At 68.0% G+C, this 19,977-nt stretch carries 25 protein-coding genes and 1 pseudogene; all 26 read left to right on the top strand.

Annotated elements, in window-relative coordinates; all coding sequences use genetic code 11:
• Positions 1 to 226 precede the first annotated feature (226 nt).
• The 26 genes and pseudogenes from AC068D_RS04850 (at position 227) to AC068D_RS04725 (ending at position 19,958) form a co-directional block, all read left to right on the top strand.
• Positions 227 to 490, top strand: coding sequence for a hypothetical protein (locus AC068D_RS04850; protein ID WP_478821523.1), 264 nt, complete (start codon positions 227 to 229; stop codon positions 488 to 490).
• The gene (locus tag AC068D_RS04845; protein ID WP_478821522.1) at positions 450 to 1,994 is read left to right on the top strand and encodes a terminase; all 1,545 of its coding nucleotides are present in this window, start codon (positions 450 to 452) and stop codon (positions 1,992 to 1,994) included. The genes AC068D_RS04850 and AC068D_RS04845 overlap by 41 nt, the downstream gene beginning before the upstream one ends.
• Positions 1,991 to 2,149 (top strand): hypothetical protein, encoded by a 159-nt coding sequence (locus tag AC068D_RS04840; RefSeq protein ID WP_478821521.1) that lies wholly within the window; start codon positions 1,991 to 1,993, stop codon positions 2,147 to 2,149. The genes AC068D_RS04845 and AC068D_RS04840 overlap by 4 nt, the downstream gene beginning before the upstream one ends.
• A complete protein-coding gene (locus tag AC068D_RS04835; RefSeq protein ID WP_478821520.1) occupies positions 2,146 to 3,393 on the top strand; it encodes a phage portal protein in 1,248 nt (415 codons plus the stop codon). Before AC068D_RS04840 ends, AC068D_RS04835 begins: the two co-directional genes overlap by 4 nt.
• On the top strand, positions 3,380 to 4,135 hold the full coding sequence (locus tag AC068D_RS04830) for an HK97 family phage prohead protease (RefSeq protein WP_478821519.1): 756 nt from the start codon (positions 3,380 to 3,382) through the stop codon (positions 4,133 to 4,135). Before AC068D_RS04835 ends, AC068D_RS04830 begins: the two co-directional genes overlap by 14 nt.
• Positions 4,136 to 4,201: 66 nt before the next feature.
• Positions 4,202 to 5,470, top strand: coding sequence for a phage major capsid protein (locus AC068D_RS04825; protein ID WP_478821518.1), 1,269 nt, complete (start codon positions 4,202 to 4,204; stop codon positions 5,468 to 5,470).
• A 20-nt stretch (positions 5,471 to 5,490) separates the two neighbouring features.
• Positions 5,491 to 5,883 carry a hypothetical protein gene (locus tag AC068D_RS04820; protein WP_478821517.1) on the top strand — a complete coding sequence of 131 codons (393 nt, stop codon included), beginning with the start codon at positions 5,491 to 5,493 and terminating at the stop codon, positions 5,881 to 5,883.
• Positions 5,883 to 6,104 (top strand): hypothetical protein, encoded by a 222-nt coding sequence (locus AC068D_RS04815; RefSeq protein ID WP_478821516.1) that lies wholly within the window; start codon positions 5,883 to 5,885, stop codon positions 6,102 to 6,104. Before AC068D_RS04820 ends, AC068D_RS04815 begins: the two co-directional genes overlap by 1 nt.
• A gap of 6 nt (positions 6,105 to 6,110) precedes the next feature.
• Entirely contained in the window at positions 6,111 to 6,758 is a 648-nt protein-coding gene (locus AC068D_RS04810; protein ID WP_478821515.1) for a hypothetical protein, read from the top strand.
• Between the two features lie 31 nt (positions 6,759 to 6,789).
• The gene (locus tag AC068D_RS04805; protein WP_478821514.1) at positions 6,790 to 7,590 is read left to right on the top strand and encodes a hypothetical protein; all 801 of its coding nucleotides are present in this window, start codon (positions 6,790 to 6,792) and stop codon (positions 7,588 to 7,590) included.
• The gene (locus AC068D_RS04800; protein ID WP_478821513.1) at positions 7,591 to 8,037 is read left to right on the top strand and encodes a hypothetical protein; all 447 of its coding nucleotides are present in this window, start codon (positions 7,591 to 7,593) and stop codon (positions 8,035 to 8,037) included.
• A 10-nt stretch (positions 8,038 to 8,047) separates the two neighbouring features.
• Complete coding sequence (locus AC068D_RS04795; RefSeq protein ID WP_478821512.1) at positions 8,048 to 8,392, top strand: hypothetical protein; 345 nt, start codon at positions 8,048 to 8,050, stop codon at positions 8,390 to 8,392.
• The gene (locus AC068D_RS04790) at positions 8,389 to 8,613 is read left to right on the top strand and encodes a hypothetical protein (RefSeq protein WP_478821511.1); all 225 of its coding nucleotides are present in this window, start codon (positions 8,389 to 8,391) and stop codon (positions 8,611 to 8,613) included. The genes AC068D_RS04795 and AC068D_RS04790 overlap by 4 nt, the downstream gene beginning before the upstream one ends.
• Complete coding sequence (locus tag AC068D_RS04785; protein WP_478821510.1) at positions 8,613 to 9,095, top strand: phage tail tube protein; 483 nt, start codon at positions 8,613 to 8,615, stop codon at positions 9,093 to 9,095. The genes AC068D_RS04790 and AC068D_RS04785 overlap by 1 nt, the downstream gene beginning before the upstream one ends.
• Positions 9,095 to 9,607 (top strand): hypothetical protein, encoded by a 513-nt coding sequence (locus tag AC068D_RS04780; protein ID WP_478821509.1) that lies wholly within the window; start codon positions 9,095 to 9,097, stop codon positions 9,605 to 9,607. Before AC068D_RS04785 ends, AC068D_RS04780 begins: the two co-directional genes overlap by 1 nt.
• A gap of 8 nt (positions 9,608 to 9,615) precedes the next feature.
• Positions 9,616 to 10,104 carry a hypothetical protein gene (locus tag AC068D_RS04775; RefSeq protein WP_478821508.1) on the top strand — a complete coding sequence of 163 codons (489 nt, stop codon included), beginning with the start codon at positions 9,616 to 9,618 and terminating at the stop codon, positions 10,102 to 10,104.
• Positions 10,105 to 10,249: 145 nt separating this feature from the next.
• A complete protein-coding gene (locus tag AC068D_RS04770) occupies positions 10,250 to 13,057 on the top strand; it encodes a hypothetical protein (RefSeq protein WP_478821507.1) in 2,808 nt (935 codons plus the stop codon).
• Entirely contained in the window at positions 13,058 to 15,292 is a 2,235-nt protein-coding gene (locus tag AC068D_RS04765; protein ID WP_478821506.1) for a hypothetical protein, read from the top strand.
• Positions 15,292 to 16,382, top strand: a pseudogene (locus AC068D_RS04760) (DUF5047 domain-containing protein). The gene AC068D_RS04765 and the pseudogene AC068D_RS04760 overlap by 1 nt, the downstream one beginning before the upstream one ends.
• Complete coding sequence (locus AC068D_RS04755) at positions 16,379 to 16,999, top strand: hypothetical protein (protein ID WP_478821505.1); 621 nt, start codon at positions 16,379 to 16,381, stop codon at positions 16,997 to 16,999. The pseudogene AC068D_RS04760 and the gene AC068D_RS04755 overlap by 4 nt, the downstream one beginning before the upstream one ends.
• A 10-nt stretch (positions 17,000 to 17,009) precedes the next feature.
• Complete coding sequence (locus AC068D_RS04750) at positions 17,010 to 17,645, top strand: hypothetical protein (RefSeq protein WP_478821504.1); 636 nt, start codon at positions 17,010 to 17,012, stop codon at positions 17,643 to 17,645.
• Between the two features lie 60 nt (positions 17,646 to 17,705).
• Positions 17,706 to 18,647 carry a peptidoglycan recognition protein family protein gene (locus AC068D_RS04745; RefSeq protein ID WP_478821503.1) on the top strand — a complete coding sequence of 314 codons (942 nt, stop codon included), beginning with the start codon at positions 17,706 to 17,708 and terminating at the stop codon, positions 18,645 to 18,647.
• A gap of 21 nt (positions 18,648 to 18,668) precedes the next feature.
• Entirely contained in the window at positions 18,669 to 19,019 is a 351-nt protein-coding gene (locus AC068D_RS04740; protein WP_478821502.1) for a hypothetical protein, read from the top strand.
• The gene (locus tag AC068D_RS04735) at positions 19,020 to 19,454 is read left to right on the top strand and encodes a hypothetical protein (protein WP_478821501.1); all 435 of its coding nucleotides are present in this window, start codon (positions 19,020 to 19,022) and stop codon (positions 19,452 to 19,454) included.
• Positions 19,444 to 19,797: a hypothetical protein gene (locus tag AC068D_RS04730; RefSeq protein ID WP_478821500.1), complete on the top strand. Its 354-nt coding sequence runs from the start codon at positions 19,444 to 19,446 to the stop codon at positions 19,795 to 19,797. The genes AC068D_RS04735 and AC068D_RS04730 overlap by 11 nt, the downstream gene beginning before the upstream one ends.
• 14 nt (positions 19,798 to 19,811) lie before the next feature.
• Entirely contained in the window at positions 19,812 to 19,958 is a 147-nt protein-coding gene (locus AC068D_RS04725) for a hypothetical protein (RefSeq protein WP_478821499.1), read from the top strand.
• The last annotated feature ends 19 nt before the right edge of the window (positions 19,959 to 19,977 follow it).

The raw sequence follows: 19,977 nt of genomic DNA, 5'->3' as shown, positions 1-19,977 counted from the left end.
GCGAGCGAACAGCATCAACGATCACGATTTGACGTCTCGCTGCGTCCTGTCTGATCTGCTCACGGGGGGAGAGTGGGTCAAAAGTTCAGGTCAGAAGCGGGCGACCCAAACGCCCTTGTCGCCCAAATTTTTGCGTGGCCATTTTCAAAGGCGATCTTGACCCGAAATCCCAAATCGATGAAAGTTCGTCGCTACTCAGCGTGACGTAACGCAGGGTGACCGGGGGTTGATCGTGATCGTCGACGAGATCCGAACCGAACTTGATCGACTGGGAGTTGTCAAGGTCAGCCCGGGATTGGCCGCCGTTGCGATCTCACTCGCCGAGGCCCTCGATGCTCTTGAGCCTGGTGACGCTCCGACATCAAAAGCGGTCGTCGCCGACAAGCTCACCACGATCATGGTCAAGCTTCGCGCGCTGGCCCCACCTGCTGCGAAGGGGGACGCGCTCGATGACCTCGCTTCTCGACGCGCCCAGCGGCGTGGCGCCTGACCGGTTGTACGGAGTTCAGCGGCCGAGGGTTGTCACGGTTCCCGAGTTCGCTTCTAGCGCTGGCCAGGAAGCCGTTGAACTGGCGGCGGTCGCCGGGCTGACGCTCGACCCCTGGCAGCAGTACGCCTTGCAGGTCGGCCTGGGAGAGAAGGCTGACGGCCGATGGTCGGCCTTTGAGACGGCCGTCAACGTGCCGCGGCAGAACGGCAAGGGCGGGATCATCGAAGCCCGCGAGTTGTGGGGGCTGTTCCTCGGCGGCGAGCAGTTGATCCTGCACTCCGCCCACGAATTCAAGACGTCGATCGAAGCGTTCCGCCGGATCGAGTCGCTCATCGTCAACTCCGATGACCTGCGCAAACGCGTGTCGCGGGTACGTCGCACGACGGGTGAGGAAGCTATCGAGCTGCTGAGCGGGCAGCGGCTTCGGTTCCTTGCCCGCTCCGGCGGCAGCGGCCGTGGCTTCACCGGCAATACGAACATCTTCGACGAGGCGATGATCCTCGGCGACGACGCGATGGGCGCGCTGATGCCGACCATGGCGGCCGTGAAGGACCCGCAGGTCTGGTACTTCGGATCGGCCGGCATCGGTCGCCTGTCGATGCAGCTGGCGCGGTTGAGGCATCGGGCTCTGACTGCGATGGAGTCGGGCAGGCCGGACCCGTCGCTGGCGTACCTGGAGTGGAGCATCCATCCCCACACGGCGGAGTGCGCGCAGGGCTGCGCGGATCACGACGACCCGCTGGCACCGGCTTCGGTGGCGAAGGCGAATCCGGCACTGGGCTACCGGCTCAGCCTGGAGCACACAGAGCGAGAGCGGCTGACGATGGGTCCTGAGATCTTCGCCCGGGAGCGGCTCGGCGTCGGGGACTACCCGTCCGATGTGGCGGACGCGTGGCGGGTCATCGGTGAGGACGCGTGGCGGGCGCTGGCGGATGGCACGTCGCGTCCGTCGGACCCGGTGGCGTTCGCCCTGGATACGACTCCGGAGCGGACTCATTCGGCTATCTGCGTGGCGGGCAGCAATGGCGACGCCGTGCATGTCGAGGTGGTGGACCACCGGCCCGGTACGGGCTGGGCGGCGGGGCGGCTGGCTGAGCTGGTGGAGAAGTGGCGGCCGTGCGCGGTCGTTATCGACGAGGGCGGCCCTGCTGGCTCCCTGATTCCCGCGGTGCGCAAGGCGCTTGCCGAGGACGAGGACGGGCCGGGGTTGAGCGAGGAGGAGATCGACGACCTGCTGCTCATCCCTAAGGCCCGGCAGGTGGCTGCCGCTTGCGGTCAGTTCTTCGACGGGGTGGCCGAGCAGCGGATCGTGCATCTGGATCAGGCGCCTCTGTCGACGGCTCTGGCGGGCGCTGACAAGCGGCCTATCGGGGATGGCTGGGGCTGGTCGAGGCGGGGCGTAAGCGTCGACATCAGCCCGCTGGTGGCCTCTACGTTCGCTGCATGGGGACTTGCTGAGCGGGCTGACGTCGAGCCGGAAGGGGCGCCGAACCTGTGGCTGTGAACGCATCCCTGCTGGTGCTGGAACTCGCTTGCGTCGCCCTGGTGGTGGCGGGCGTGGCGATGTGGTCGGTACCGGCCGCGTTCATCATCGGCGGCGTTCTGGGCGTGGTCGTCGTTGAGCGGGTCCAGGCGCAGCGGAAGGCGGTGAAGCGGTGAGCCTGTTCGGCATGTTCGAGAAGCGGGCGAGCCCGGAAAGCCCCGCTGTCCCCCTGACGAGCCTGTCTCTGTTGGACTGGCTGGGCGGCTCCGGCTCCGACTCCGGGGTGACTGTTTCGGAGGCATCATCGCTTCACATGCCCGCCGTATGGCGGTCAGTGGCGCTGATCGCCGGGGTGTCGGCTGCGCTGCCGCTACACACCTATCTGGACGGTACGCGAGACCGCACCGAGTCGAAGCTGCTGAAGGATCCTCATCCCGAGCTCACGCCACTGGAGATGTGGCGGCTGGCATCCGTGGCCCGGGTGTTGTGGGGTAACGGCTACGTGCAGAAGATCCGTAACCGTGGCGGGGATGTAGTGCAGTTGTGGCCGATCACGCCCAGTCGGGTACAGGTCGGCCGGGTGCGACCTACCGCCGACCTGCCGACGGGAAAGATCTTTCAGGTCACGGACGACTGGGGCACTCACCGCACCCTGACCAGCCGCGACATTCTGCACCTGCCCGGTCTGGGATACGACGGACTGACGGGCGTCTCTCCCGTCCGCATGGCCGCCGAGGGCATCGGCCTGGCGCAGGCGGCGGAGAAGTCGGCCGGCGCCCTGTTCGGCCGCGGGAACCTGCTGGGTGGCGTGCTGCAGACCGAGCAGCGGCTCAAGCCGGACCAAGCTGAGGCGCTGCGCTCCCGCTGGGACGCTGCCGCTTCAGGTCTGGCGAACGCGCAGCGGACCGCGGTGCTCGACTCGGGCGCCTCGTTCAAGCCCATCACGATGCCGAACACCGACGCCCAGTTCCTCGAGTCCCGACAGTTTCAGGTGGTCGAGGTGGCCCGCATGTTCGGCGTACCGCCGTTCCTGTTGATGTCCACCGAGAAGAGCACGTCGTGGGGTACGGGGCTGGAGCAGCAGGCGCAAGGCTGGGTGACCTTCGATCTGGGTCCCACGTGGCTAGCGCCAGCCGAGCAGCGCATCACCAAGGAGCTACTGCCGGCCGGTGAGTACGCCAAGTACGCGCTCCAAGGGCTGCTGCGCGGCGACAGCGCAGCCCGTGCCGTGTTCTATCGCGCGATGCGCGACATCGGAGCATTCAGCGCCAACGACATTCGGGCTCTCGAGGATCTGCCGCCCATCCCGGGCGACGAGGGCAACGGTTACCTGCAGCCCACCTACATGGCCCCGCTGGGGTCCGACCCGCTCGACACAGATGGCCCAGACACGGAGGGCAGCAGCAATGACGAGGACTGAGGAGCGGCGGGATCTGTCCCTGGCGACGGCCGGGCTCCAGGTCCGTGCCGCCGACGACGACAGCACCCCAGGGTTCACCGGCCATGCCGCGGTGTTCAGCTCCCGTACCGCAATCGGCAACCCTCTGACGTGGGGCTTCTATGAGGAGATCGCGCCGGGCGCGTTCACCAAGACCATCTCGGAGGGTGACGCCCGGTTCCTGGTGGACCATGACACCCGCATGGTGGTGTCCCGCGTCTCGGCTGGCACGCTCCGCCTCGCGCAGGACGGTGTGGGCCTCGCGGTTGACGCCGACCTGGACAGTGACCTGTCCTACGTGCGCGACCTGGTGGTCAACCTGAGGAACAAGAACATCACCGGCATGAGCTTCGGTTTCCGGGTCGTCAAGGACGACTGGGAGACCGTGAGCGTGGAGACGACTGTCGACGGTGCCGCGGCCGAGGCGGAGGCGGAGCTGCGCATCATCCGCGAGGTGCAGCTGTATGAGGTGTCTGCGGTGACGTTCCCCGCCTACGAGGACACCGACGCCGGACTGCGGTCCGTGGGTGTCGCCCTCGCTGCCCGCGGTGACGCCGACGCGTTCGACCGCCGGGCACAGTACCGACCTGAACTTTTGACCTACCGCCACGAGCCGGCCGAGACCACTCGAGGCGACGACGCAACCCAGCCGGGAGAGACCACTGGGGGCCGTCAGGCGATGCGCATGGAGGCGCTCGCCGCCCGTTACCGCTTGGCGCGGTAGCTGCTCTCATCCATCAATCCCTGCCCCTGGCCTTGTGGCCGTGGGGCTACGTGTGCTGGAGGCACAATGCCCAACCGACTGCAGGGCCTGCTGGACAAGCGGGCGACCGCCTGGGCGCAGGCGCAGGAGATTCAGGCTCGCGGAGACGGTGATGCGCCGCTGTCCGCGGAGGACAAGGAGGCGTGGGACGCGGCGCTTGCCGACGTCGAGCGTCTGTCGTCGGAGATCGAGACGGAGGAGCGGCATGCCCGCCTCTCCAGTGTCGACTACTCCCAGGTTGTCACCGCCTCGGCCGACACCGAGGAGGCGGAGGAGGCCCGGCAGCGGCACGGCGGTGTGGAGGGTGTCACCGCGTACACCGACGCCTGGCGGTCCTGGCTGCGTGACGGCACCCAGGATCTGACCTCCGAGGAGCGCAGCGTGCTGCGCACCGGATGGGTCGATGGCAAGGAGCTCCGCGCGCAGGGTGTGGCGACCGGCGCGGCCGGCGGCTATGTCGTGCCGCCGGAGTTTCGGGCCAAGATGGTCGAGACCATGAAGTTCTATGGCGCGATGCGCCAGGTCTCCGAGGTCATCACTACGGCGACGGGCGCGACGCTGCCGTGGCCGACGAACGACGACACCGCGAATGTGGGCGCGATCCTGGCGGAGAACACGCAGGTTACCGAGCAGGATGTGACGCTCGGGCAGCAGGACATCGGCGCGTACATGTACACCTCGAAGCTGGTGCGGGTGTCCCTGCAGCTGCTGCAGGACTCGGTGCTGGACTTCGAGAACTGGCTGGCCCGCAAGCTGGGCGAGCGGATCGGCCGGATCCAGAACACGCACTTCACCACCGGCACGGGCACGGCCCAGCCGGAGGGTGTGCAGACCAACGCGACCATCGGCAAGACGGGCGCGACCGGTCAGACCACGTCGGTCACCTACGACGACTTGGTGGACCTTGTCCACTCGGTCGACCCCGCCTACCGCAACTCGGGCCGGGTTCGGTTCATGTGGTCCGACGGCACTCTCGGCTCGGTCCGTAAGCTGAAGGACTCCCAGAACCGTCCGCTGTGGCAGCCGTCGGTGCAGGAGAACGTGCCGGACAAGGTTCTCGGCTACGACTACATCGTCAACCAGGACATGCCGGCGATGGCCGCGAACGCCAAGAGCATTCTGTTCGGTGACTTCTTCGCCGGCTACCTGATCCGCGACGTGCAGGACATTCAGACCCTGCGTCTGTCGGAGCGGTACGCCGACTTCCTGCAGGTCGGGTTCCTGGCGTTCTCCCGGGCGGACGGCACGCCGCAGGACGCGGCCGCCATTCGCGCCTACCGCAACTCGGCCACCTGAGCCCCGAAGGAGTCAGCATCATGGCGACTACGCCGAAGAAGGACAGCACCTCGGAAACTGGGGTGCTGCAGGCAAGGCCGACCGCCAAGGCGGCCGAGCGGGGAGACCATGACCGTATCGTCATGGCCTCCCGCAAGGCGGACGGCTCGATGGACCAGACCGACCCGGAGTTCATCGGCGACAAGGACGTGGCCCTCGCGGCTGCCAAGGAACAGCTCGCGGTGCAGGCCGCGTCCGCTGTGGACACCGCCGCGCGTGGTGTCTCTTCGAAGACGGGCGAGGATGGCACCGGCGGCAGCGAGCCGGACGCCGACGTGCAGGCCCTGAAAGACGCCCAGGACGAGGCCGTTAAGTCGGCCGAGTCTCAGGCCGAGCGGGAGGTCAACGAGCGTCACAAGGGGCTGGGTGACTGATGGCTCGGATCCGCCTGCTGGTCAGCGTGGCGGGTGACGGGGTCGAGGGGGACGCCGGGCAGGAGATCGACCTGCCCGGCGCCCAGGCTGCGGTGTGGGCTGACGGCGTGCGCGCTGTCATGGTTCGCTCCGCCCCTGTAGAGACTCCCGAGTCATCTGCCGACGCTCCAGAGAAGACGACAAGGACCCGCACCCGGCGTCCCTCCGCCTCGAAGGGCTGACCTGCGGTGCCCGGCTTCGGCGTGCTGCAGGACTCGTTCGACGATGGTGTGGTCGATCCGGTGCGGTGGTCGCAGTCATACGGCGACCCTGTGGAGGCCGGGGGCCGGGCTCGGATTCCATGTACCACCGGCTATGCCGCCTACCGGTCGGCGTCGGTGTACACCCTGTCCTGGTCGCAGATCCAGCTTCGGGCCTTCCCGCCCGCGGCGGGCGGCGCCATCACGGCAGGGTTCTCCATCCTGGTCCTGTCCGATGTGGGCGGCCAGGACGCCGGGTTCTTCGTCGACCGGGCGCAGAACGCGATGGGCCTGTACCTGCGGCAGGGCTACGCCGACGGCGGGGCACTCTTCCCTGCCTATGACCCGGTGGCTCACGCGTGGCTCCGGCTCCGCGAGGACGCCGGGACCCTGCACTGGGAGACCTCCCCGGACGGGGCCACGTGGACGGTTCGGCGTACCGCTGCGTCCCCGGCCTGGGTGGCGCAGTCGAACCTCAGCTTCCTGATGGAGTCCCACCGAGACAGCGGTCCGGACAACTTCGCGGAGGCCGACAGTCTGAACGTCACCCGCGGCGGCAGCATCGCCCCGTCCTTGCGGGCAGCGGCAGTCCTCGGACCTTTTGCCCGTAGGGGCTCGACGCTGAGCGGAGGCTGATATGCCCTTCGATCTCGGTTCCGTTGTCCCCTTGGGCACCACGGTCCGCGACTCATCGGGGAATCTGGCAAACGCCGGCTCGATGGCGCTGACGCTGACACTGCCGGACGGGACGACGACCCTCGTCTCCCCGCTGGCGCCCACCTCGACCGGCACCTACGTCTACGACTACCTGACGCTGCAGGCTGGCCGTCACCTGGTTCGCTGGGTGGCTACAGGCCTTCATGCGGGCGCCTTCACTGACGTGTTCGACGTGCGTGACGCGACACCTCCGGCGTTGATTTCGCTGTCGGATGCGAAGCGCCACTTGAACATTCCCGCCGCGTCGACCGCTGACGATGACGAGCTTCGAGGCTGGATCGAAGCGACCGCCCAAGTGGTCGAGTTCTTCGTCGGCCCGGTGATGCGCCGCACGGTGGTCGAGACGCATCGGGTCGGGTCCGTCCGTTCGCTGGCACTTAGACAGACACCCGCTGTCGCCATGACGTCGATGAACGCGGTACTCACCGGCGGCAGCGTGTTCACGGTCGCAGACTTCGACCTGGACGGGGACACCGGGATCGTGCAGCGCCTCGACGGCAGTCGGTTCACCGGTCCGCTGCGCATCACCTACACAGCAGGCCGGGCGGTCGTGCCAGCCGCCATCAGCCATGCGGCACGGATCATCCTTCAACATCTGTGGCGAACACAGCGCGGCAGCGCCCGTGGACCGGCGCTTGCAGGCAGCGAGGACTACTCGGTCACCGAGCAGGTCCCCGGGCTGGGATATGCCGTCCCGAACAGGGCTCTGCAGCTGCTGGACCCGTATCGACTACCTCCGGGGGTGGCGTAGGTGTCCCGCGTACCGGATCTCATCGACGCTCTGGTGATGCGCTTCGGGACGGAGGACGGCCTCGAAGGCGTGCGCGTCACGGACGGCCCGGAGGTCACCGAAGAGGACGCCGACGACTGGCTGCTCGTCGGTTACGACGGCGACCCGAGCGGCGAGTTCCAGGCCGCGGTCACCGAGGAGGAGTGGGCCGGCATGGGCGGCTCACGCGAGGAACTGATCCAGCTGCCGATCACGCTGCTCGCCCGCCGCGGAGACACCGACGTCAAGGCGGCGCGCACGCGAGTGTACGCAATGGGCGCCGTCGTCAAGGCAGTGCTGCGCGCGGACCCGACCGCTGGCCTGCCGGGCGTCCAGTGCACGACGGGCACCACCGCCCTGTATCAGCCGCAGACCGACCAGGGGATCCAGGCGCGCCTGGTGCTCACCCTCGCCTGCCGGACCATCTGAAGGGAATGACATGGCCGCGCTCACGACGAACGTGGTCCCGCTGACGGGGCTGCGTTTCGATGACCTGCTGCTCGCCGCGAATGCGGGTGGCGATGACTGTGCGACTGGGGCCGGTGTGCTGCTGGTCGTCAAGAACACGGATGCCTCCTCGAAGACCGTCACCCTGGCCACTCCGGAGACTGTCGACGGTGATCTGTCCGTCGCGGACCGGGCGGTGACGGTGGCGGCCACCACGGGCCTGTCGCTGATCCCGATCACGGACCGGTACCGCAATCCTTCCACCGGCCGGTGTGCGATCACATACAGCGCGGTGACCGGGGTGACGGTGTGTGTCGTGAGGACGGCCACGTCATGACCTTCGTGCGTATGCGTCACCCCGAGCTGCCTGTCGACCAGCTGATCGAGGTGGGGGAGGCGGCCGTGCCGCTTCACCGCGCCGCGGGCTGGGTGGTCGTTGAGAGGCCCGTACCGGCAGAACCCGTCCCTGTTTCCGAGTCGCCGGCCGACGCCGAGGCCAAGCCCACCGCGCCCGCCAGCAAGCGCCGGCGTGCTGTAGCTGATGAGGAGAATGACTGATGCCCGCTACCCCTATTGCGTCGGCGGTGAGGTACTACCGGCGTGGTCTGACCCGGGTTTCCTGGGTTCCGACGATCGTCACCAAGTCCGCCCCGTCCCGCGCCGAGCTGAACGCCGGCACTGAGCTGTCCGTGGAGGTCGGTGCGGTCGACGGCTGGCAGATCGTGTCTGCCGTCGTCGAGACGCCCACGCTCGGCAGCAAGTTCAACGCCAAGATCGACGGCGCGATCAGCGCGGACGACTCGTCGCTGACGCTGTACGCGTCGCAGACCGGAACCGACGTGCGGGACCTCCTCGCGCGGGGTGCCAACGGCTATGTCGTGTGGATGGACGAGGGCGACACCCCTGGCCGAAAGATGGATGTCTTCCCGGTGCGGGTGCTGTCCCAGGCGAAGCTTCGCGATATGGAGGAGGCGGCCCAGGTGCAGGTGCAGTTCGCGGTCACGTCCGAGCCTGCCGAGAACGTCACCATCCCGGCCTGATGAGCAGTGTCCGCATCCTCAACACGGGGCAGCTGCTGGAGCTGTCCCGGAGGCTGAAGGCGGCGGGCGGGTCAAGGCTGAAGGCGAACTTCGGGCGACGGATCAGGCGGGCTGCTGAGCCCCTGAAGACGGACATGCAGTCCACCATTCGCGGTCTGCCCATCAGGGCTGAGCCGCGGCGGTCGGGTGGCCGCGGCGGTCCGTCGCCGACCACTCGCCCGCTGCGCGCGACGATCGCCGGTGCGGTCCGGATCTCGGTGCGGACCGGCGGCAATCCGGGCGCCCGCGTCTGGGTGGACAGGTCTGCCCTGCCTGCTGACCTGCGCAAGATGCCGTCTGCCATGAACTCGGCGAACGGCCGTATCAGGCACCCGGTGTTCGGTAACCGCAGACGGTGGGCGAATCAGTGGACCACGCCGCTGTGGTGGGACAGGACCGTTCAGAAGCACACTCCGCGCATGACCGCGGAGGTCGCGCGTGTCGTCAACGACGTGCGGCGTCAGCTCACCTAGGAGAACCCTTGATCATCGTTTACACCCCCGAAGGTGAAGAGCCGCAGCATTACGACGCTCGCACGCTGCGCGTGTCGGAGTCGTCCATCGCCTCGCGGATCACGGGCATGAAGTGGGGGGAGATCAGGGCCGGCCTCGCCGACGAGGAACTCGAGTCCATGCGGGTCGTCGTGTGGCTGCTGAGGAAGCGCAGCGACCCGTCGCTCAAGTACGACGACGTCGACCCCGGCGTCGAGGAAATGGTGTCCCGCTTCGACCGCGAAGAGGTGACCCGCTGGGTCGACAACGCTGCCCAGGTGGCGGCCGAGGACCCGGAGGTTACCCCTGACGCGCTTGCCGCCGCCCTCAGCGGTATACCCGCTGCCGCGTTGGACGGCGAGCACGCCGAGCAGCTCGTCACGAGGGCCGTTGAAGGGTTCGAGCCGTCCGGCCCAAAAGAGACGGAGACGGTCGCACCATCGAGCAAGGACGAGGGCTCGAGTTCGACATCGTCCTGACCAGGGCCATGTACCTGGGGCTCTTCGCTCATCTGTTGAGCATGCCGCCGACGGTCGTCGACGAGCAGACCGTCGACGACTTCGAGGCTCTCGTCGCATGGATCGACCAGCACCAGACTCAGCAACAGGCAGCCGGGGGTGAGTGATGGCAGATTCCCGGCTCAACTTCCTCCTGACCGGCCGCGACCAGCTGTCACGCGTCCTTAACCAGGCCGGGGATGCAGCGCAGCGTCTGCAGCAGCGCCTGGTCGCCGCCGCGGACTCAGGCAACTCGGCGCTGAACACCATGACCCGTGACGCCGACGGTCGACTGCGGGATGTGCAGGGCCGTTTCGCCGCGTCACAGGGCGCGATCTCGAAGAGCATGGAAGCGATCAAGGGATCGCTGCTGTCGCTCGCCCCGGCAGCGATACCGGCAGCGGCCGGTATCGCCGGCGCCCTCGCGCCCGTCGTGGCTCAAACGGCTGCCGCAGGTGCAGCGGCTGCCGTGTACGCGGCCGCGCTGGGCCCGCAGGTTGCCGCGATGGGTGACGCCGCGGAGGCGGAGAAGAAATACAGGGACGCGGTTGAGGAATCCGGCGCCCAGTCGCAGCAGGCTATTACCGCGCAGGCGGCCTACGTCCGGCAGGTTGCCAAGCTGCCGGACGCGACACGGGAGGCGGCGGCCGCGCTGTCCGTCCTCAAGGAGGAGTACAAGGACTGGTCGGACTCGCTGGCGGGCGACACGCTGGCGCCCGTCACCAAGTCTTTCGCCGTGCTCGGGGCTGTACTTCCTCGCCTGACACCCACGGTGAAGGGCGTCAGCAAGGAGCTGGATCGGCTTGTCACCCTTGCGGGCGGCGCCGTGTCGACGCCTGGCTTCGACCGTCTGATGGTCAAGTTCAACGACTTCGCAACTGGCGCTGTCCGCCGGGCGACCGACGGACTTGTGACGTTCATGGAGCGCCTCAGTTCCGGCTCGTTCGGTGGCGGTGCTCTGGCCGAATTCATGGCCTACGCACAAGCACAGGGCCCGCTGGTCGGTGCCACCCTCCGCAACATCGGCGAAGCGCTCGCCAACCTGCTTCGCGCCGGATCCGAGGTGGGCGTCGGTCTGTTGCAGGTCGTCAATGTCATCGCCAGCCTGGTAGCCGCAGTGCCGCCTGGGGCGATCGCCGCATTTCTTCAACTGGCCGTCGCTGTCAAGGCGGTGCAGCTCGCGGCTGTCGGTCTCGTCGGGGCGAGGGCTGCTGTCGCAGCATTCGCTGTGCAGATCACCGCGATGCAGGCCGCGGCGGCAGGATCGACCGGACGTATGGCGGCGCTTACCGCAGCGTTCGGAGCCATGTCGCGCGGGGCGAAACTCGCGGTCGCCGGCACTGGCATCGGGCTGCTGCTGATCGCGTTGACGTCGCTGTCGGACCGGGGCCGGCAGGCGGCTCCGGATGTCGACAGGATGACCACCTCCCTGGGCGAGTTCGCGCGCACTGGCAAAGTGTCGGGCGAGATGGCCAAGACCTTCGGGAACGACCTGGGGAAACTGGGGGAGCATCTGCGGGTCATCGCCCGCCCGAGCCTGACCCAGCAGATCGAGCAGTCCGTCAGCTCGTTCCTCGGCTACGGCGACGGCGGACCGGGCACGAAGGAAGCCGCGGAGGCCCTCGATGCCGTGGACAAGGCTCTGTCGAACCTGGTCAGCGGCGGCAAGGCTGATCTGGCGGCGGCCGCGTTCGAACGGGTCAAGAAGACGCTGAAAGAACAAGGCTTCACCGCCGACGAGATCACCAAAGAGATGGGCGACTACCAGCAGGCCCTCGCGAACGCAGCCTTTGAGCAGCAGCTCGTCGCGGACAGCATGGGTCTGTTCGGGGCCCAGGCGATGGCGACCAAGTCAAAGCTCGACGCCCAGAAGGCCAGCGCCGACGGCTTGCGCCAGGCGATCATGGAGCTCAACAACGCCAATCGCCAGGGCATCGGCGGCATGATCGGCTTCGAGGCGGCGGTCGACGCCGCAGCGAAGGCAGCACAGGACAACGCCGGCGCGCTGAAGATGGTCGACGGGCAGCTCGACCTCAATAGCGAGAAGTCCCGCGCCGCGGCCGGTGCGCTGAACGATCTGGCCGCGAAGACCGACGAGGCGGCGACCTCGGCCCGTGAGTCCGGTGCGTCGTGGTCCACCGTGAATGGCATCTATGCGCGCGGCCGGGAGCGACTGCTTGCCTCAGCCCAGGCGATGGGCCTTACTCGGGATCAGGCGAAGCGGCTGGCAGATCAGATCTTGAAGACGCCGGACAAGACCGCCCGTCTCCGCGGCAACATGGAGGATTTGCAGGCCAAGCTGAACAGCGCGAAACGACAGCTGAAGAGCGTCCCGGATTCCCGAAAGGCGCAGATCCGTGCCACCATCGCCCAGCTCGAAGCGGCCATCCGCGAGGCCCGGATCAGGATGACGTCCATCGACGGGAAGACGGCACACACCTACATCTACACGCACCACATCGTCACGAGCAGCGGCGAAGCCCGGAAGCGCAAGCCCCGGCCAGGCCACTACGCGAAGGGCGGTCTCGTCGGCTTCCCGTCTGGCGGCCCGGTCCGCGGTCCTGGCACCGGCACGTCGGACAGCATTCTGGCGATGCTCTCCAATGGCGAGTACGTCATCCCAGCGAAGCGCGTCCTCCAGTTCGGTGTGGCGACGTTCGACGCAATCCGCGACGGGACACTGAGCAAGGCGATGCCCGCCCCTCAGCAGGTGATGGCGCGCAGCACTCCGGTCGGTGCTGCCCTCGGCGGGGACTCCGCAGCTCAGACTGCAGCGCTGGTGCGCTCTGTCGTAGCTGAGCTTGCCGCGGTACAGGCACCGACCGAGGTGCGCGTGTTCATCGGCAACCAAGAACTATCCAAGATCGCCCGCGCCGAAGTGGTGCGCGCGAACGGAGAGCTGGTGCAGGTGCTGAACGCGGGAGGGGGTCAGTAAGTGGCCATCCCCGGCAACTTCCTATCCGCTACGACGGAGACCGCTGACCCGAACACCAGCGGCTGGGTCGCCAAGACCAACTGCGCAATCTCCAAGGGGACGGGCGGCCGGTCGGGCGACGGAACACTGAAACTCACCTCCAGCGCGGCGGGCGAGATGCAGGCCCGCACGGTCGCCTCCTACCCGGTCACGGTCGGCGTCGAGTACGAGGCGTTCGCTGACGCGTCGGGTGCGACGGTGCCGGACCGGATCGGTATCCAGTGGCTGAACTCCTCGAACGCGGAGATCAGCATCACGTGGTCGGTGACCACGACGACGGCCTCGTCGACGTGGCACCGCATCGCCGTGGCGAACCTCGCCCCGGCGGGTGCCGTGTCGGCGCGGGTCATCGTATCGGCGATGACCCCTGCCGGCTCCGGCGTAATCCAGCACTTCGAGAACGTCTACCTCGGCCTCCCGTACAGAACAGCCGGCAACCTGCTCACCTTCAACACGGAATCCCTCGAGCGGGACGCCACAGGCTGGGCTGTGGAGACGAACTGCTCCATCAGCCGGCAGACGCCGATGGTGCAGTGGTCAGTCACCAGCTACCTGCCGGGCGGCCACAACCTGGCCCTGACGGTCACCGCGAACGGGAATTCTTCGGTCAAGACGGTGGAGAAACCGGCTGCGACTGCCGGTGTCGAGTACCTGGGCTACTGCTACATCAACCCTCCGTCCGCGGCCAGCACCACCTGGGTGGAGCTCCGGTTCTACGACGCGGCGGATGTGCAACTGTCGGCGACGCGAGCCAACTTGTCGGCGCCCAGTACCGGGGTCTACCGGCAGCGCGTGTCGGCTGTGGCCCCCGCGAACACGGCCTACGCGCAGCTCGCGGCCGGTATCACCTCAGGCACCGCCGCGCAGGTGGTGCGTATCGACTCCGCTGTCATCGTGGTCGCCCCGCGATTCCGCGAGGGCAGTGTGGTGCCGTATGCGGACGGCAGCTTCGAGCGGGACGTCGCCGGCTGGACGGTCGTCTCGGGCGTGGCAACCCTGGCGCGGCTCACACCGTGGGGTACAGATGGCCTGGACGGCTCCTACTGCATGACTGTCACGTCGTCGACCGCCACCACGTCAGTGATCCGTAGCGCGAAGTTCCCGCTCGGCGCGGGTGCCGCGGGGCTGACGTACTCCTCCGAGTACGCGATGAAGGTCTCTGCGGGCGGCTGGACCCTGACGCGGGCGATCCGCTGGTACGACGCCTCCAACGCGGATCTGGGGACATCGTCCATGACCGCCGCCGCCGTGCCAGGCGGTGGATGGTGGATGCTCACCCTGACCGCGACGGTCCCGCCGACCGCCACCCAGGCGGCCATCGAGTGGACGCTGGCGGCCACCTCGGGATCGTCGGTCCTGCGCGTCGACAAAGTGTCCCTGTGGCAGACGATGCCGATCGTCGAGGTGTCGAAGAACGACGCGGACGCCTACGCAACGCTGACCTTGCGCGACCTGCCAGTCGACTCGTATCTGACTGTGTGGCGTCGCACCGCGGACGGCAACCGCTCACTGGTCCGCGGTGCCAACGGGCTCATCGACGGCGAATTGATCGTCTCGGATGTCCTGGTCGTCGAGGACTACGAGGTCCCGCTCGGTGTGCCTGTCGACTACTACGCCGAAGCCCGGGACAGCAGCAACATTCTCACCGCCTCGCGGGACAGTCTGACCATCACCCTCGCGGCCGACGATCCGAACAGCGTATGGATCAAAGACCCCGGCCTGCCCCAGCGAAACCTGCGCATCGAGGCCGTGGCGGCCCCCGACTGGCAGCGGCCCATACAGCAAGCCGACTACCAGGTCAGGGGGCGACGAAACCCGGTCATCCACTCCGACGTTCGCCGCGGACTCCAGGGCGTACTCACTCTCCGGACCGCCAACGACAGTGAGCGGGACCAACTGCACTGGATCCTCGACAGCGGCAACGTGCTCCTGATCCAGTTCCCCCCAGGGCTCGGGTTCAGCGACAGGTACGTCGCCGTTGCGGACGTGACCGAGGCGCGCATCGTCCCCTACGGCGGCGAACCTCGACGGCACTGGTCACTGGCCCTTCGAGAAGTCGACATGCCGACAACCGTCGGCGTGGGCGGATCTGCTGGCCGAACCTGGCAGGACATCCTCACGGAGAGCGCCACTTGGCAGGAAGTCCTGGACAAGTACGCCACCTGGGAAGACGTCCTCTTTGATCGGAGGATCTGATGTATGCGGTGTCTCAACGGTTCCTCGACACGATCGTCCGCAGCCACACACCGGTCACCGAGGTGACGCTGTTCCGGGCCGACGGACTGGTGGAGACGCTGCCGCACACCGGCGGCAGCGTCATCGTGGACCGCGGCCAGCAGGCCCGACGCACCTGCTCAGTCTCCATCGCCGACGTCTCCCTGATCCCCCGCACCGCACTCGACAAACTGTCGGTGTACGGGGCCCAGTTGCGGATCGCCCGCGGCGTCGACTACGGCAACGGCGAGCAAGAGCTCGTCCCCCTCGGGGTCTTCCGGATCGACGAAGTCTCCGGGGACGTCGACGAAGGGCCGGTGACAATCCAGGGAAAAGCCTCGAGGTCGTGATCGCAGACGATCGTTTCACCGGCCCTTACAAGGCCAGCGGCACGGCAGTCAGCGCAGTCACGGCACTGATCCAGCGCAGCATCCCCGGCGCCACCGTGATCAGCACAGCCGTCGATGCAGCGATCGGACCGCGTACTTGGGACATCGAGGCCGACCCTTGGGTCGCCGTCGCAGAAATCGCGGCAGCCATCGGCGCCGAGGTATACGCCGATGCCGACGGGACATTCGTCATTGCCGAGTTCCCGGACATCCTCGCCGTAGAACCCGTGTGGACGATCGCCGCCGGCGAGGGCGGGGCGTACATCTCCGCAGCCCGAGGTATGAAGGCGGACGGCGTCTACAACGGTGTCCTAGCGCGCGGCGAGAACACGGAAACGAACACGGCCCCGGTCAGCTCGCTGGTCGTCGACACCGACCCGGGCAGCCCGACGTACTGGTCGGGCCCGTATGGACGTCGCCCCATGTTCTACAGCTCCTCAACCCTGACCACGACAGGCGCCTGCACCGCGGCAGCCACGCTGAAACTCCGGGCAGCACAGGCCCCGAACGCCAGCGCGGACATCTCCAGCCTGCCGAATCCAGCCCTCGAGCCGGGCGACGTGCTGCGCGTCGTCTACCCGGACGGATCGAAGGAACTGCACCAGGTGCAGGGCTTCCCGGTGGAGCTCGGTGTCGGCGGCGACTTCGCGATCAAGACCATTTCGGCAAAGGAGGGCACGTGATAGCGGGGGCAGCTTCAGCCCAGGACCTGGCAGCGGCGATCCGTCGACGCTCGCTGAAGGCCGCCGAGGCAACGCCCGCCGTTCGCGGCGCCGACTGGCGCCTCGCCACCGTGTCAACGGTCAACGCGGACGGCACGGTCGTCACTAGCGACGGCATCACGGCCAGACGTCTGGACACCTATCCGGCGCCCGAAGCTGGCGATCAGGTCAAGTTGACGCAAGCGTCGAACGGCAACTGGCTAGCGCTTGGGCGGGTAGTCCCCGCCGCTGGTGACGACTGGACCGCGCTGACGCTCAGCGGCACATGGGTCGCGAACGGCGGCGCCAACGACCCGACCCCCGCCGTGCGCATCACGGCCGATGGGGAGCTGCAGCTTTCCGGCATGGTCAAAGGCACCGCAGTAGCGATCGGAGCCAACGCCAACATCGGCACCGTCCCCGCCGGCTTGTTGCCGACCTGGTGGATCAGCGGCGTCGCCGCCACCTCCAACGCCCAAAACTACGCCCGGATCAGGGTCGACCCCAGCGCCGGGACCGTGTCCCTCACCAACGGCTCCGTCGCCCTGACCACCTCGTCGTGGGTCGTGCTCGACAGCATCCGCGGCAGAGCACGATAGGAGCGCCCCTGTGGCAACCACCGACGACTACAGCCAGGGCGTATCGATCGCCTCCCTGACCGACACCCCGGACGCCTCGGTCCTGGCGAAGAACATCGCTAACGCCATCGTCGCCCGCAGCGTCATGGTGTTCGCGTCCGCCGCAGCACGGACCGCCGCACTCGTCGGCACAGCGGCCCCCGTCGAGGGCATGGTCACCTGGCTGCAGGACGTCAACCGCCTCGACGTCTACGACGGCAGCGTCTGGGTCCCGGCCTGCGGCCAGTCCGGGAGCAGCCTCGTCACCGCCGGCTCGTCGACCACCACGACCGAGACGACGACCTCGATGGCCGTCACCATCTCCACCCGCGCAGGCGTCTCCTACGAACTGAAGGCCACCGGACTCGTCAGGTCGACGAACGGCGGTGACAGGGTCGAGCTGCGGATCCGCCGCGGCACCACCACCGGTGCGACACAGGTGGGCGGCGGGATCGTCGGTGCCGACACCGCGAACACGGGCTACACCTGCGTCGCGAACGGCATCGACACCCCCGGCGCAGGCAGCACGACGTGGACGGTGTTCGTCGCCCGCTCCGGCGGCTCCGGAACCATCGACCTCACCGCCTCCAGCACGCTGCCCGCCAGCTTCGTGGTCAGAGAGATCTGACCCATCCCGACCACCGCCGCCCCCACGGGGGCCTTTTTCATGCCCCGAAAGGGGGAGCATATGAAGCTTGTCAGGCGCTCCGAGTGGGGTGCCCCTTCCTCGTCTGCCGCGTCGTACATCGCCGGCACCAGCGGAGTGAAGGTCCACTACCTGGGCACCCCGTACAGCAGCCGGGTGCACTCCCTGTGCGACGACTACGTCCGCTCCATCCGCGCCTCGCACCTCGCGAACACCGCGGAAAACTACAGCGACATCGCCTACAACATGGTGGTCTGCGAGCACGGCTACGTGTACGAGGGGCGCGGCGCCCACAAGCGGACCGGCGCGAACGGCAACGCCACCCTCAACTCGCAGCACTACGCGGTGTGCGCGCTCCTCGGCTCGGCCGGGCTGACGCAGCCGACGGACGAGCAGCTGGGCGGCATCCGCGACGCGATCGAGTACCTCCGCGACCACGGCAACGCCGGGTCGGAGATCAAGGGCCACCGCGACGGCTACGCCACCTCCTGCCCCGGCGACCCGCTGTACGCCTGGGTCCGGGCCGGCGCTCCGAGGCCGAAGACGGCACCCCAGACCCCCACTCCCGCCCCCACCCAGCCTGCTCCTGCGGAGGACACCGACATGCCTGACGTCATCACCGAGTCCGTCTCGGGCGGGCCCCAGCTCGAGGCCGGCAAGTATCAGCTGCTGCACATGGCCAACGACAGCGCCATCCTGCAGGGCCCGTGCGCCTACGCGGTCACCTGCTACGTCCGGGTCGAGGCCGACCCGGGCACTCGCGTCACGCTGCGGTTCCACGACCTGCTGCTCTCGGCCCCGTCCGACCCCGCACACGACCTGGCGATCGACGCAGGAACGGTCGGCCCCGACGGGGTCGCCTCCGTCGCCGTCAGCCGCAACGGGCGCCTCGACGCGAACGAGCAGCTGAAGGTCGAGATCAAGACGGACAAGGCCGCCAAGGTCACCAACCGCGTACTCCGCGGCCTCCGCTGGACCGCGTAACCCCTCGAGAAAGAGAAGGCCATGAAGATCTTCGGCAGAGAGCCGGTTGTCGTCCTGAACACGCTGAGCGCCGTCCTCGGTCTCATCGTCACCCTCGGCGTCACAGGGCTGACCGCAGAACAGGCCGGCGCCATCGTCGGTGTCGCCACCGCCATCCTCGGCGCCATCGCTGCGGCCATGACACGCCCGATCGCCCCGCAGGCCTTCACTGCCGTCGTGGCCGCGGGCGCCGTCCTCGTCGCGACGTTCGGCTACGACGTGTCGCAGGAGACCGTCGGCGCGATCAACACCGTGATCCTTGCCGGCCTCACCCTGCTGACTCGAGTGCAGGTGTCTCCGAAGTCGCCGACTACTCCGCTGTCTGGGGTGTAGGTGCGGTGCGCTCTGGCGCGGCGGCTGAAGCGTCAGCTTGGCCGCCGCGGGGCGATCCTGTCCTGCTACGGCATCGTGTGGATGATCGTCGGCTGGGGTCAGATCGTCGTCCCGCAGCCCGACCAGCGCGGCCTGCAGGTGCTGCTCGCCCTCTGGCCGCTGAGCGCCTGGGGCTGGTGCTGGATCGCCGCAGGTCTGATCGCAGTTGTGTGCGCGTGGGCTCCGCCGGGCCGTGACGCTGCCGGATTCGTCGCCCTGGTACTCATCGTGGTGCCGTGGATGGCGAGCTACCTGGCCTCCTGGATCCTCGGGGACTATCCCCGCGGCTGGGCGGCTGCAGCTGTGTGGACGGCTATCACCGTCCCGGCACTGGTGGTGGCGGGCTGGCCCGAGCCTCCCCGCCACAAGAGAGCGGAGCCCCCGTATGAATGCTGAGACCTGGGGATCGATCGGCGCATCACTGGCCGCGGCCGGCGCGGCAGTGTGGACGGCACGCGCCGCCAGGCGAACACCGCGGCAGGAAAAGCGCGATGATTTCGTCGCCATCACCACCCAGCAGGGCGCCGCGATCGAACGCCTCGAGAAGCGGGTCCAGGTGCGGGAGGCGGAGGCGGAGAAGCAGCGGCAGCGGATCTCCGATCAGGACGAGGCAATCGGCTGGCTCCTCGGACGGGTCCGCGGACTCGTGCTGTACATCCGCAGGGAGGGCATGGAGCCGCCCGCCGCAGAGCCCATGTCGGAGCGGGCACGCCAGTACATCCACCACATCGACGCGTGAGAACTGGAGTGCGGATGACGGACTTGCCTGCGGAGCGGCCCGTGCAGCGCCGCGTCGACGAGACCGCCGCCGACATGGGCACCCTCGTCGACATGGGCGTCGTCGACGAACAACCCGAACCGCCACCGCCCCCGGAGCCGGTGCCGGTGCCCGAGGAATGACAGAACCCCCGCTGCCTCA

The organism is Streptomyces sp. NPDC043861, assembly GCF_056435905.1.
Note: the sequence above shows the minus strand (reverse complement) of the source record. Positions and strands in the feature narration are given on the sequence as shown.